This window comes from Bacillus sp. FSL R5-0712, assembly GCF_038593285.1.
GTDB classification, from domain to species: domain Bacteria; phylum Bacillota; class Bacilli; order Bacillales; family Bacillaceae; genus Bacillus; species Bacillus safensis.
Genome location: NZ_CP151981.1, coordinates 828,173 through 842,612 on the forward strand (window position 1 = coordinate 828,173; position 14,440 = coordinate 842,612).

11 protein-coding genes are annotated in these 14,440 nt (G+C 42.5%); 8 read left to right on the top strand and 3 right to left on the bottom strand.

Annotated elements, in window-relative coordinates; genetic code table 11:
• The first annotated feature begins 10 nt into the window (after positions 1-10).
• The 6 genes from NSU11_RS03925 (at position 11) to NSU11_RS03950 (ending at position 6,873) form a co-directional block, all read left to right on the top strand.
• Positions 11-1,735 carry a methyl-accepting chemotaxis protein gene (locus NSU11_RS03925; protein ID WP_025092688.1) on the top strand — a complete coding sequence of 575 codons (1,725 nt, stop codon included), beginning with the start codon at positions 11-13 and terminating at the stop codon, positions 1,733-1,735.
• Between the two features lie 179 nt (positions 1,736-1,914).
• The gene (locus NSU11_RS03930) at positions 1,915-2,304 is read left to right on the top strand and encodes a DUF1992 domain-containing protein (RefSeq protein WP_024425281.1); all 390 of its coding nucleotides are present in this window, start codon (positions 1,915-1,917) and stop codon (positions 2,302-2,304) included.
• 163 nt (positions 2,305-2,467) lie between these two features.
• A complete protein-coding gene (treP, locus tag NSU11_RS03935; protein ID WP_024425280.1) occupies positions 2,468-3,904 on the top strand; it encodes a PTS system trehalose-specific EIIBC component in 1,437 nt (478 codons plus the stop codon).
• A gap of 15 nt (positions 3,905-3,919) precedes the next feature.
• Positions 3,920-5,620: an alpha,alpha-phosphotrehalase gene (gene treC, locus NSU11_RS03940; protein ID WP_024425279.1), complete on the top strand. Its 1,701-nt coding sequence runs from the start codon at positions 3,920-3,922 to the stop codon at positions 5,618-5,620.
• Between the two features lie 19 nt (positions 5,621-5,639).
• Complete coding sequence (gene treR, locus NSU11_RS03945) at positions 5,640-6,368, top strand: trehalose operon repressor (protein WP_024425278.1); 729 nt, start codon at positions 5,640-5,642, stop codon at positions 6,366-6,368.
• 70 nt (positions 6,369-6,438) lie between these two features.
• Complete coding sequence (locus tag NSU11_RS03950) at positions 6,439-6,873, top strand: hypothetical protein (protein ID WP_024425277.1); 435 nt, start codon at positions 6,439-6,441, stop codon at positions 6,871-6,873.
• 86 nt (positions 6,874-6,959) lie between these two features.
• Here NSU11_RS03950 and NSU11_RS03955 read toward each other — a convergent pair whose 3' ends face one another.
• The gene (locus NSU11_RS03955) at positions 6,960-11,252 is read right to left on the bottom strand and encodes a multifunctional 2',3'-cyclic-nucleotide 2'-phosphodiesterase/3'-nucleotidase/5'-nucleotidase (protein ID WP_342493800.1); all 4,293 of its coding nucleotides are present in this window, start codon (positions 11,250-11,252) and stop codon (positions 6,960-6,962) included.
• 254 nt (positions 11,253-11,506) lie between these two features.
• Here NSU11_RS03955 and NSU11_RS03960 point away from each other — a divergent pair, with 254 nt between their 5' ends.
• Positions 11,507-12,025: a type 1 glutamine amidotransferase domain-containing protein gene (locus NSU11_RS03960; RefSeq protein WP_024425275.1), complete on the top strand. Its 519-nt coding sequence runs from the start codon at positions 11,507-11,509 to the stop codon at positions 12,023-12,025.
• Positions 12,026-12,132: 107 nt separating this feature from the next.
• Here NSU11_RS03960 and NSU11_RS03965 read toward each other — a convergent pair whose 3' ends face one another.
• Positions 12,133-12,348, bottom strand: a complete 216-nt coding sequence (locus NSU11_RS03965) for a DUF1128 domain-containing protein (protein WP_003214000.1) — start codon at positions 12,346-12,348, stop codon at positions 12,133-12,135.
• 77 nt (positions 12,349-12,425) lie between these two features.
• Entirely contained in the window at positions 12,426-13,781 is a 1,356-nt protein-coding gene (locus tag NSU11_RS03970) for a sodium:alanine symporter family protein (protein WP_342493801.1), read from the bottom strand.
• Positions 13,782-13,954: 173 nt separating this feature from the next.
• Between NSU11_RS03970 and NSU11_RS03975 the strand changes: the two genes are divergently transcribed.
• Entirely contained in the window at positions 13,955-14,425 is a 471-nt protein-coding gene (locus NSU11_RS03975; RefSeq protein ID WP_048240118.1) for a low molecular weight protein-tyrosine-phosphatase, read from the top strand.
• Positions 14,426-14,440 lie beyond the last annotated feature (15 nt).

Genomic DNA, 14,440 nt, shown 5'->3' on the forward strand with positions numbered 1-14,440 from the left:
GTAGGAAAAAATGGCGAAACAAAGGAAATTTGGAGGATACACGATATCCTCTAAAATCATGTCAGTCGTTACCGTAACATTACTCGCAACCGTTGCATTATTCGTTCTAACCTTTTATCTAGTGAGCCAGGATTTATCATCCCAGTTATTAAAGCAATTTGATTATCGATTAACAACAGATATTGATACAGCGAAGAAAGAGATCGATAATATGGATGGAAACGTCCTTGGTATTAGCGGGAAAGATGATCCCCTTTATGTGGAGGTCAAAAAGAAATTCACAGAGCTTCAAGAAGATCATACGCTTGAGAACTTATACGTGCTATCTAATAAAGGCGGCAAAGAAAGAATTATTATACTAACCGGTGAAGAAAATGACTTTGATCAAGATTATGCTTTTTCAGAAGAGATGAAACAAGCGCTCTCTGAAGATAAAATGGTCAAAAGTGATATTTACAAAGATTCATTTGGTACACATAAATCAGTCTTTTTGCCAATTAAGGATTCAGGCGGTGAGCTGACAGGGATTTTAGGCATTGATTTAGATGCGTCTGTCGTGCCTCAAACAACGCAGAAGTTGATGATCTATATCACAGTGGCATCTGCCATTGTGCTTATCGGTGGATTACTCTTCTCATACTTCATGGGAAGAAAGATTGCAAAACCAGCACGTTCCTTGATGGAATCAGCGAATCGAATCGCTGACGGTGATTTAACTGGTATGGTAGAGGTTGAAAGTAAAGATGAGATCGGCCAGCTTGCCGCATCCTTCCAAAAGATGCAGGGACGGATTAAAGAGCTCATTTCGAAAATCTCAAACTCATCTAGTGAAGTGTCGAAAATGTCTTCACAGCTTCGTACGGTGACGACCGAATCAAGTCAAAGTGCGCAGCAAGTATCAGAAGCTATGACAAATATGAGTGAAGGAATCAATGATTCTGTCGCAAATATCACGGATTGTACGACATCCGTTGCAGAGATCGATACTCAAATCGAAGGCGTCACAAAAGAAGTTGACGAAATGAAATCTGTTTCATCTGACGTACAAGCGCAATCAGAATCTGGTCAAAAATTAGTGAACCATGTGCTTGATCATCTGAATATGCTACATGACAAGATGACCAACTCAAAGCAGGCAGCAGAAGAATTACAATCTCATTCAACGGAGATTGAAAGTGTTATCTCAATTATTACGGACATTTCAGCCCAAACGAATCTGCTTGCACTGAATGCTTCAATTGAAGCGGCACGTGTTGGAGAAGAAGGAAAAGGGTTTGCTGTTGTGGCAGATGAGGTGCGCAAGTTAGCTGAGCAATCAGCGGATGCGGCTAAAACCGTTTCAGACCTTGTCATCGGCACACAGGAAAACAGTCAGCGCGTTCTTGAAAGTGTAGAGGAAAGTAGTAAAGCAGTGGAAGAAGGACGTGAGCAAATGGAAGGCACGTCACAAAATTTCGCTTTGATTTACGACGGTGTATCTCAGTTTTCAAGGAGAACGAACAATTTGCTTGCTTCTATTAAGCAAGTTGAGCAAGCATATCAAACGATTTCTACATCGATTGAGCAAATTTCTGTTGTATCAGAAGAACATGCAGCCAGCTCTCAAGAAGTGGCGGCAGCAACAGAACAGCAAAGTGCTGGTATGCAGCAAATTTCAAGTGCGATTGAACAGCTCTCTGACATGTCAGAGGACTTAGCACAAATGGTCTCAACCTTCAAAGTCGACAATAAATAACGAGAAAGGGCTAAAATATTTTAGCCCTTTTTCTCTTTTCAGCGAAGAAGGGACGAGCACCTGAGCGCAGGATAGACACCGAATGCGAGGGGGTGTCTAGATGCTGAAGCTGGCTCTTGTGAGAGAGCCAGCTTTTTTGCTATGCTTAATCAAATACTTGCGGCGAAAGGAGAAACGCTATGGATTTTGCGCAGAGATTATCAGAAGAACGGATCAAAAAAGCGATGGATAACGGGGCTTTTGAAGGATTATCTGGCTTTGGGAAACCTCTGCCAAAAGATGATGCTGCTCATGTACCAGAAGAACTTAGAATGGGCTACCGCATCATGAAAAATGCCGGATTTGCTGGGGAAGAAACAGCGCTGAAAAAAGAACTCATGACTGTCAAAGAATTACTTCAATCAAGCATAGATGGAGAAGAAAGAAAGAAACTGTCTCTTATCTGTGAAGAAAAACAAAAACGTCTGGATGAACTTACATCTAAGCGCCAAACTTTTGCCCGCCCAGCCTCCTCCTTTTACAAAAACAAGGTCTACGAGAAATTAACGGAGCATAAAAAAAGAGGATAACACGCTGCCTCTCCCTGAGCACATTGAGGGAGCTTTTTTATGTAAGCGCTGCATTTTGTTGTTGACTACATGTATATACAAATATAAAATATAAAGTAACATGTATATACAAGTTTTTTGGTTCTTTTTTCTTATATAAAAAAACGATCTCGGAGGGGATAGTATGGCTGATTATCAGGCAGCAGCAGATCAGATTGTGAAAGCCATCGGCGGCAAAGAAAATATTGATCAAGCGACACATTGTGTAACAAGGCTGCGCTTTGTGCTGAAAGATGAAGACAAGGTGGATGAGAAAGCACTTGAACAAATTGATGAAGTGAAGGGATCTTTCTCAGCGAACGGTCAATACCAAGTGGTTATCGGCCAAGGGGCCGTCAATCGAGTATATGCCGAAATGGTCAAAAGGACGGGGATTGGGGAAGCCACAAAAGAAGACGTCAAGCGTGCCTCTGATCAAAAATTAAATCCATTGCAGCGTGCTGTGAAAACGCTTGCGGATATCTTTATACCAATTCTTCCTGCCATTGTCACAGCCGGTTTATTAATGGGGATTAATAATATTTTAACAGCTCCTGATATTTTCTTCGATCAAAAATCGATTGTGGATGTGTATCCGGCATGGGCTGATTTAGCGAATATGATCAACTTAATTGCAGGCACTGCCTTCACCTTCCTGCCAGCATTAATTGGCTGGTCAGCTGTGAAACGGTTTGGGGGGAATCCGCTTTTAGGGATGGTCCTTGGTCTGATGCTCGTACACCCGGACTTGTTAAACGCATGGGGCTATGGAGCGGCTGAGAAGACCGGTGACATTCCTGTTTGGAACTTGTTTGGACTTGAAGTGCAGAAGGTAGGCTATCAAGGACAGGTTCTTCCGATACTCGTTGCTTCCTATTTACTTGCAAAGCTCGAATTATTTATCACAAAACGGACACCTGAAAGTATTCAGCTGTTAGTTGTTGCACCGATTACGTTATTAGTCATTGGATTTTTATCATTTATCGTCATTGGACCTGTTACCTTTGCAATCGGTAATGTTTTAACATCTGGACTTGTAGCCGTATTCCAGCAATTCGCAGCACTTGGCGGTCTATTATACGGCGGACTGTATGCAGCATTAGTCATTACAGGAATGCACCATACGTTCCTCGCTGTGGATATTCAATTGATTAACTCAAAGCTGCACGGCACGTTCCTATGGCCAATGCTTGCACTGTCCAATATCGCACAAGGATCAGCTGCACTTGCAATGATGTTTGTCTTAAAAGATGAAAAACAAAAAGGACTTTCGCTGACATCAAGTATTTCTGCTTATTTAGGAATTACCGAACCGGCGATGTTTGGGGTCAACCTGCGTTATCGATTCCCATTTATTTTTGCACTGATCAGCTCAGGATTAGCCGGTATGTTTATCGCCTCTCAAGGGGTGCTCGCAAGCTCAGTTGGTGTTGGAGGCATTCCAGGAATCTTCTCTATTATCCCGAAATATTGGGGGGCATTTGCAATTGGAATGGTGATTGTACTCATCCTCCCATTCATCGGTACTCTTTTATATGCAAAACTAAAAAAGAAGAAGGATTTTTCAGAAGAACTTAACTAGTGGTGGTGAAGGAAATTGAATCAGCAATCAAATGAACCATGGTGGAAAAAAGCGGTGGTCTATCAAATTTATCCGAAGAGCTTTTTAGATACAACGGGCTCTGGTACAGGGGATATCAATGGCGTGACGAAAAAGCTTGATTACATTAAAGAGCTTGGAGCGGATTGTATTTGGCTCACGCCAATGTATGAGTCCCCGCAGCATGACAACGGCTATGACATTAGTAATTATACAAAAATCCATGACATGTACGGCACAATGACAGATTTTGAACGCATGCTGAAAGAAGCGCATGAGAGAGGAATACGAGTCATCATGGATCTAGCCGTTAACCATACATCCATTTTCCATGAGTGGTTTCAAGCCTCGCGTGAGTCAAAGGATAACCCTTATCGAGATTATTATATTTGGAAGGAGCCAAAAGCGGACGGATCTCCGCCGAATGATTGGCAGTCGAAATTTGGCGGCCCAGCCTGGGAACTAGACGAAGTAACAGGAGATTATTATCTTCATTTATATGATGTCACTCAGGCGGATCTCAATTGGGAGAAGGATGAGGTGCGCAGGCAAGTATATGACATCATGCACTTTTGGTTTGAAAAAGGAATTGATGGGTTCAGGCTGGATGTCATCAACAACATCTCAAAGGATCAGCGCTTCTTAGATGACGCCGGACAATCTGTGCAAGGCGACGGCCGCATGTACTATACGGATGGGCCGAGAATTCATGAATTTCTGCATGAAATGAACCAGGAGGTTTTTTCGAAATACGATAGCATGACAGTTGGAGAAATGTCTTCAACGAATATCGCAGACTGCATTCGGTATACAAGACCTGATCGGCAGGAGCTGGATATGACGTTCAATTTCCATCATTTAAAGGTGGATTATCCAAACGGCGAAAAGTGGGCGATCGCACCATTTGATTTTCAAGAATTAAAGTCAATTCTGTCTGAATGGCAGACGAAAATGCATGAGGGCGGCGGCTGGAATGCGCTGTTCTGGTGCAATCATGATCAGCCGCGTATCGTCTCAAGGTATGGTGATGATGACACGTATCATCAGCAATCAGCGAAGATGCTGGCGACCACGATTCATCTGATGCAGGGGACTCCTTATATTTATCAAGGTGAGGAAATTGGCATGAAGAATCCTCGCTTTGAGGACATTTCGTCTTACCGTGATATCGAATCACTCAATATGTACGAAGTCATGCTTGAAAAGGGAAAATCAAAGGAAGAAGCACTCGCCATTTTACAGGTCAAGTCAAGAGATAATGCGAGAACACCAATGCAGTGGACCTCAGAGAAGAATGCAGGTTTCTCAACAGGAACACCTTGGATTGAGCCAGCCCATAACGACATTTCGGTCGAAGCTGCGTTAAAAGACCGGACGTCCATTTTCTATCATTACCAAGCCCTCTGCAGACTGCGTAAAGAACTTGATGTGATCACATATGGCAGCTTCTCCTTACTTTTAGCAGAAGATCCAAAGATTTTTGCTTATGTTAGAGAAAGCAAGGATGAGAAGCTCCTCGTGATCAATCACTTTTATCCAGGGGAGGCGGACTTTACGCTTCCTGATGAGCTTGTGCAGGCTGTAGATGAGATGGAGGGGCAAGTCCTGTTATCCAATTATGAGGATGTGCCGGCACATATCAAGGGATTTACGTTGCGCCCATATGAGTCAATCGTTTATCATTTAACCAAACGCTAGAAAATGGGGCGGAGGGAAAATGAAAGAGAATAAGTTTCGAGTGATTTATGATCAGCTCGCAAGACGAATTGAGCAAGGTGAATGGCAGGATAAAGGCATCCTCCCATCAGAACATGAACTTTCTATCATGTACGACACGTCCCGGGAGACGGTGAGAAAGGCATTAAATATTCTTGTACAAAATGGCTATATTCAAAAAATCCGCGGAAAAGGCTCTGTATTGCTGAATCGGGAGAAAATGCAGTTCCCTGTATCAGGTCTTGTCAGCTTTAAAGAGCTTTCCCAAACGCTTGGCCGAAAGACAGTCACAACGGTTCATGAATTTGGCTTAATTAAACCGGATCAGTATATTCAGTCTCAGCTGAAAATTGATGATCAGACAGACGTTTGGAAAGTCATTCGATCTCGTAATATTAGCGGGGAAGAAGTGATTTTAGACAAGGACTACTTCTTGCAAAAGCATGTCGAAGTCTTGACTAAAGACATATGCGAAGGATCAATCTACGAGTATATTGAAGGAGAACTCGGTGTATCGATCAGCTATGCTCAAAAGGAATTTGTGGTAGAGCCATGTACAGAAGAGGATGCGAAGTACCTTGATTTGAAGGGATTTGACCATGTCGTCGTGGTAAAGAATTATGTGTTCTTAGAGGATACGAGTCTATTTCAATACACAGAAAGCCGTCACCGATTAGACCGCTTCAGATTCGTCGATTTTGCTAGAAGAGAAAAAACGGACAGAGCATAGGCTCTGTCCGTTTCAATTTTTGGAGAAGCGGGGATATACAACGACAAGTTCATGATTTATAGGAGGAAAAATGATTAGACTGAATCGACCACTAAAATTACGGGATTTAGAAATTTTTAGCGTGATGAAAGATCATCGAATATTATGTTACGTGATCATTGAAGATACTCGAAAACCGTTTACGGAAGAAGATCGAAAACTAGAGCCATTATGTTATATGGATGAAGAAGATATACAAGCGATTTTGAATGTGTTTCATATTTCAATTATTAATGATGAAAAGTTAAGTGAAGAGGATTTAACTCTTGTAGAGGATTATTTTGCTGATTTTGTGAATAATACGAACTTAACGAATTTTATTATAAGAGATTATGTTCAAGAGGATTTATATGCCATCGATGATGAAGATGATATCACGTTCTTCAATAGAATGCTGCGTCATATAGGATCAGATAATGTGAAAGAATTTGATAAGCGCAATTGGATTTATTTATCCCAAGATTGAGATGAAAAGAAGACAAAGGGCTAAAATCAAGATCATTTTAGCCCTTTGTCAACAATATGAGGACAGAGCATACGCTCTGTCCTTTTTTAGGATGATACATTTTTTCTTGTACGCTTGCGCTGGTAGTAATATAGGATACCGCCTGAGGCAAGCATGAGTACGCCAATCAATACAGCTGTATACATCATCGTTGCTGTATTCGGCAGTGTGCCGCCTGGGAGTCCGGTTCCATCTTGGTTTGGATCTGTACCTGTACCTCCGCCTGGCGCTGAACTTCCGCCATCTCCGCCAGTTTGATCTGGCGTTGTTCCAGCTGCCCCGCTTTGGTTGAGAACGGTGTATTCGCTGAAGTGCTCAGTTTGACCTGAAACGACCCCATTTTCGAATGATCCATTACTTGTTTTGGCATAACGATTTTTCTTGCGGTCTACATAATATACACCAGGTTTCTTTGCCTTTTGAGGCTCATCTAATGTAAAGGAAAGTGTAACAGGATCTTTAAAGGTAGAAACCTTTTTCTGATCTTGTTTGATTTGGAAATCATACGTATCCGTTAATGCATTTTTCACCTTATCCGTCTTTGTCATCGATATTTCTGCGTTTTTCTCGGACAAGTTAGAGAGCGGTAATGCGAGTCCCACTTTGTCATGATAGATAGTGACGTTCGGATCTTGCTCTCTTTTTTTCAGCTCGGCTACCTGTGCTTTTGATAGAGACAATTGAACGTTTTTCGCTTCGCTCGCTTTGTCTAAATAGAGCAATGCTTTGTTTGTATGCTGCACATACGTTTGGAATTTCTCATCATCTTGAATGTCATAGGCGCCTTTTCCTTTCGCACGTGGAAGGAACACTTCTTTCACTCGATGATCGATGACAGGAGAAATATGCCCGCCGTCTGCCTGTTCAATTTGCTCCTTGAAGATTTCATAGTCAACATAGCCTAAGTCTTCGCCGTGAGAGGCTTCTGTAAAGACGCTGTAGCCATCGCCGCCTGTGCCGACAAATGCGTTTGTTGCCACGCGGTATGTTTTCTTATCATCAATGTCTGTTAGTTTGCCGTTTTTGTCTTTCAGTTTGACATCAATGAGTCTGCTGCCAGCTGGTTTACTCAGTGTAAACGTATATTCAATGCCAGCTACATGAGGGAACGCGCCGCCGCCTTCCTCAATGCCTGAAAGCCCTTGTTCGAGTGCTTTTTTAATTTGGCTGCCTTTTAGATCTGCGACATATAGTGTGTTTCCGAATGGCATGACCGTTAAAATGTCACCTAAAGTGATATCTCCTTTTTCAATGCTGCCTCGAATACCGCCGCCGTTTGTGATGGCAAGATCAGCACCAGCAGATTCCTGTGCTTTCTTCAGCATGCCGTCAGCAATAAAGTTCCCAAGGTTTGTTTCCTTCGCACGGACATGCTCTCGTTGTCCGTCTAAGAGGACATCGGTAGACCCGACTTTTTCCGTTTTTAAATCTTGAATATCTGCCTTGTACTGATCGAGGATCGCTTTTGCATCGGCATCTTCTTTGACAGAGTCATCGATGGTGATGAGGTCAAAAGAAGAGTCCTTTGGCTGTACGACCCCTTTTTGATTAAAGGCCACGTCTACTTTTCCTAAGAATTGTCCATAGTCTTTCACCTGCGCGACAATCGTTGGTTCTTTCTTATTGACGACCTTTAATTTTTCTACAAGGGTGTGCGTGTGACCGCCAATGATTAAATCAATACCGTCTACTTTTTGAGCAAGCTCAAGGTCACGGTTATAGCCAATGTGTGTTAAAGCAATGATTTTGTTGATTTTTTCTTTTGTTTGAATGGTGTTGACTGTTTCTTTTGCTTTCTTGTATGCATCCTTGAATTGAATGTTAGGACCGCTGCTGGATGTAATGGCCGTGTCTTCAGTGGTTAAGCCGAATACAGCCACCTTTTCACCGTTTACATCAAGCAGGATGTATGGGTAAATCCCAGCTTCTTTTTTCTCACCAGCTTTAAATGTGGCTGGCTTTTTCACTAAGCCGCTCAATTGTTTTTCCTTAGAGACATCAACGTTTGATGACACAATCGGGAATGCAGGCTTTTCAAATTGGTGACGATTTTTCGCATCTACATCTGAAGCATCGCCCGTCAGGAATTGACGAAGAACAGAAGGTCCTTTGTCAAATTCATGATTACCAAACGTCATGGCATCATATTTCATTAAGTTCATCAGTTTTAGGTCGGCAAGTCCTTGCCATTTTGTGAAATATAGGTCACCAGAGAAGACATCTCCAGCATCTAATAAAATGTTGTTCTTGCTTTCGGCTCGAACTTCTTTAATCTTTGTTGCACGTCTTGCCGCATCATCAAGGTGTGCGTGTGTATCGTTTGTATGCATCACTGTTAAATTCCAGTTGTCTGATGCAGGCGGTTCTGTTGTGTCATCCCCTTTAAAGGCTAGCTTGTACACGCCAAGACCATCTGTGCTCGCATTACGAACAAAGTCTACGCTGCTTGATTTTTCAGCAAACGGTTTAGCCAAAAGAGAAGATTCGAATGTGACTGTTGCGCCCTTGACTGGTGCAATGGACCAGTTTTGATCCGCACTTGGATTGATGGTTTTTTGTTCGATAATATAATCCATCAGCACTTGGCGGTTCTCATCAGCTGAGGCAAGCACCACTTTATCTTGCGTCAGATGCGGGAAGCCCCCGCCGCCAGAAGCACGATAGTTGTTCGTTACGACTAAAAATTCTTGATTGTCAGAGACTGGTTTCCCGTTGTAGGACAGGTTTTTGATGCGGTTTGCATTCGCATTAACAAGAGTGCCTGTTGTGCTGTACTTAGCAGGCTGCGTCACATCGACTTGATAGGTGACACCATCGATCACATCAAAGTTATACGAGCGGTATTCTTCGTTCAAAATAGGCTGTTCATTTGAATCGTTTGGTTTGATCTGATTAAACTGTCCGGCAGACATCTCGAGCCAGTCTTTCACTTCACTGCCTTTCAGTTTGACAATCTGCACGGTGTTGTCGTAAAGGTAGAGATCGCCGATATTTTTAATCGCTAAATCTCCTTTTGCGATATTCGTATAATAATTCACACCGTTTCGGCCGCCGGCTTTAAACGGAGCGCCTGCAGATAAAATCGGTAAGTTTTTGTATGACGTATCCTTCATTTTTTCTTGTGCATACCATTTTTGTGCATCTGTCACAATTTGAATAGAAGGGTCATCCATCACTTGAGCAAAAAAGCTGTTAATGTCTGCTTCTGTTTTACCGACAGGTTTTCTCACATAATCAAGTGTGTTTTGATGCGTCGTTTGAATGGCATCTTTCACAGTGCTGTTTTGAGAGGTGACTCCTGCAACAGATTCAATTTTTCCTGTTCCGTCTGTGACCTTCCATTTGCTGCCGTCAGGCTCTAATGTTAAATCAATGACTCCGAGGTAGCTTCCCCAGTTTTTTGACATGACGACTGGAATGCCGTTGATCGTTCCTTTTGAGACATCGAATTTGTCGACCCCGCTATATTCTGCGCTTGGGAATGTGCCGTGCTGGTGACCGGACACGATCGCATCGATGCCTTTCGTTTTCGTGGCAAGGTCAAAGATCATATTTTCTGATCCTTTAGGCGAAGCGGTTTTTTCAATTCCTGTATGGGCAAGAGCGACGATGATATCTGCGCCTTTTTCCTTCATTTCAGGAATGGTTTCATTGGCAGATTCGACGATATCCTGCACTTGAACTTGTCCATCTAAATTCTTCTTATCCCACGTCATAATTTGCGGTGGAACGAATCCTATGTAACCGACTTTCACAGTTTGTGAAGCTCCGTTTGCATCTTTAAATGTTTTTTCTTGGATCACATAAGGCGTAAAACGGTGTTCTCCATTTAACTTTTTGACGTTCGCATTGACAATCGGGAAGTTAGCCCCGGCAATAGTACCGTCAAGAAATGATAATCCGTAGTTAAATTCATGATTGCCAAGTGTTCCTGCATCGTACTTTAATTTGTTGAGTGTATGAATAATGGGGTGAACCTTTGTTTGATTGATGATGCGGTCTTTCTCATTTTTGTAAACGTATTCTCCAAGAGGGGTTCCTTGAATCAGGTCTCCGTTATCAACAAGGAGTGTATTTGGATTTTGTGAACGGTGCTTTTCAATCAGCTCGGCTGTTTTTGCCAAACCAAATTCATTTGTTTCTTTGTCGCTGTAATAATCATAGTTCATCATGTTCGCATGAACATCCGTTGTGGCTAAGATGCTGACTTTTACGGCATCGCCGTTTTCTATTGCTGCATGAGTAGGTACTGCTGGGAGAATGAGACTAATCATCATAATGGAAGTGAGCAGAATAGACAGGTTTTTCCTTCGTTTAGACCTATGTGTTTGCTTCTTCACCTGATCTCCGCCTTTCTAATTTTTTTGACCACAATACCTATTGTAGAAATGTTTCGTTAACTTTTGTAGTTATTTTTTGCAGATTATTGTAAAGATAACATAAATCATACGAATTACCTTGTTGAGGGAATATAAATAAGTCTAAATGCTTATTTTTATCATAAGGGGTTTTCTGATCGGGATAGGATGTTTGATTTCAATGTACCCGGGTATAGTGTGTAGTGTAAACGATAATCAAGCAGGAGGGTTTCTACATGGGTAAGAAAATTGCAGTTGTATTAACAGATTACTTTGAGGATGTTGAATTCACCGAGCCTGCAAAAGCCTTTAAAGATGCAGGCCATGAGATCACAGTAATTGAAAACGAAAAAGGTAAAACAGTGAAAGGGAAGCAAGGAGAAGCAGAAGTGAGAGTGGATGCGTCCATTGATAACGTGAAGCCTGAAGACTTCGATGCACTACTGATTCCTGGCGGTTTCTCACCAGACATTCTGCGTGCAGACGATCGCTATGTCCAATTCACAAGAGCATTTATGGACGAGAAAAAACCAGTATTTGCGATCTGTCATGGACCGCAATTGCTCATTACAGCGAAGACGCTGGAAGGCAGAGGCGCGACTGGCTATACATCCATTCAAGTAGATATGGAAAACGCAGGCGCAAAATTCAAAGATGAAGAAGTTGTCGTTTGTCAGGATCAGCTTGTGACAAGCCGTACACCTGATGACATTCCAGCATTTAACCGTGAATCATTAAAACTGCTCGCAAAATAAGCAGTTTTGACAGGATAAACAAAGCCAGCACCTTGCGGGGTGCTGGCTTTTTCTGTGCATGGATGGAAGAAAGCGGCGAAAACCGCAATCTGGTTTCCTTTGCACGTTTATTTTCTTAAGTTTTTTAGCTCGCTTGCAATGGCTTGCATTTCACTTGGGCTGAATGAAGATTTTTTCATCACCATTTGGTGTAGAAATTCAATATCTTCGTACTTGTCTGGACTGAAGTCCTCGGCTTTGATGACTCCAATGTTCAGCATATTTAACTTTTGCGAAATGTCTTCAATCAGCTGATTGACTTCAGCCGCTTTTTGCTCTGACAAGGGCGGCACGTCCTTTCCTGCATATGTGTTGAATAATATGTCTATTTTAACAGAAATGCAAAAGAATAAAAGGGCTATTAAGACGACACCGAGATGTTTTTCTCCTTTTTCTCCTGTTTGATCTTATCAATGATTCGTTTAGATTCAAACACGACAACTCCTGATAAACCAATGAGGCCGATTAAGTTCGGAACAGCCATCAGTCCGTTTAGCATATCCGCCACGCCCCAGACGAAATCATTCTTAAACACGGCACCGAAAAAGACAGCAATAACAAACACAACACGATAATACATCACATACGAATCTTTTGCCAAATATGTAAAGCATTTTTCACCATAATAGGACCAGCCAATAATGGTGGAATAAGCGAATAAAAGTAAGCCGATTGCAACAATGATTGAGCCGGTTGGTCCAAGGAAATGAGCAAAGGATAACGAGGTGAGTGCATCACTTTTTTCTGTGACGTACATATCGGCCATGACAATTGTGATCCCGGTTATGGAACAAACAATCATCGTATCAATAAATACTTGCGTCATTGACACAAGCGCTTGACGAGCAGGCATATCTGTTTTGGCAGCAGCAGCAGCGATTGGTGCAGAACCAAGACCTGCTTCATTGGAAAATACCCCTCTCGCCACACCCCAGCGGATTACGGTACCGATCGCGCCACCTGCAACGGCTTGACCTGTAAATGCATCCGTAAAAATGAGCCCGACTGCACTTGGGACAAGATCCGCATTCATGACAAGAATGATCAGCCCGCAAATGACGTAGAATAAAGCCATGACTGGTACAAAAATAGCCGTCACCCGGCCAATGCTTTTAATCCCGCCTAAAATCACGAGCGCAGTAAAGGCCGTAATAATAATGCCTGTGATCCATGTTGGAATCTGAAAGGTTGAATTCATGACACCAGAAATCGAATTTGACTGCACGAGATTCCCAATTCCAAAGGCAGCCGTAGCACCAAAAATAGCAAACAGCACCCCTAGCCATTTTTGCTTCAAGCCATGCTCCAAATAGTACATCGGTCCGCCGGACATTTCACCTTTTTCATTTTTGACACGGTATTTCACGGCGAGAACAGCTTCAGCATATTTTGTCGCCATTCCAAAGAACGCTGCAAACCACATCCAAAACACAGCGCCTGGTCCGCCGGCAATGACAGCAGAGGCGACCCCTACAATATTTCCCGTTCCAACCGTTGCAGCAAGAGCTGTCATTAATGCTTGGAAGTGAGAAATATCACCTTCTGATGTCTTGTCTTGCTTTGAAAATGCAAGCTTCAGCGAATAGGGGAGCAGCCTAATTTGAATGAAGAGTACGCGAAAGGTAAGGTAAATCCCAGTCCCCACGATCAAAAACAAAAGCGGTGGTCCCCATAATACATCATTGATACTGCTGACAATCTGTTCTACCCATCCCATATGTATCCCCCTTTATTTGTGCAGTTCTCCTAAAGTGTCACCTTTTTTTGTATAATGTGTCAATGCCGATGGGAGTTTTTCTTGCAAAGTTTTCAAAAGAAAAAGGGCTTGATATGATAGAGAAAAGGTTTTCGAAAGCAGCTCTTAGGGAAAAGATAGGAGGAGAATGAAGGATGATTCATGTATTATTCGTATGTCTTGGCAATATTTGCAGATCACCGATGGCGGAGGCCATGTTTAGAAAACGAGTAGAAGATGAGGGACTAAGCGAACACTTTGTCATTGATTCAGCAGGCATTGGCGGCTGGCATCAAGGAAGTCCTCCGCATGAAGGAACACGAAAACTGCTTGATGAAAAAGGGATCAGCTATGAAGGGATGTCCGCAAGACAAATCATGGATGAGGACATCACAGCATACGACTATATCATTGCGATGGATGCTGAAAATGTAGGAGCACTTCGCAGTATAGCCGGCTATGGGAAACATCACTTTATTGGCCGTCTTCTTGACTTTGTTGAAGACGATGATCGAGATGATGTGCCAGACCCTTATTACACTGGAAACTTCGAGGAAGTACATGATTTAATTGAAACAGGAATTGATCGTTTTTTGACGTATGTAAAGAAAGAGAAACACCTTTAACTGAAAGGAGATCAG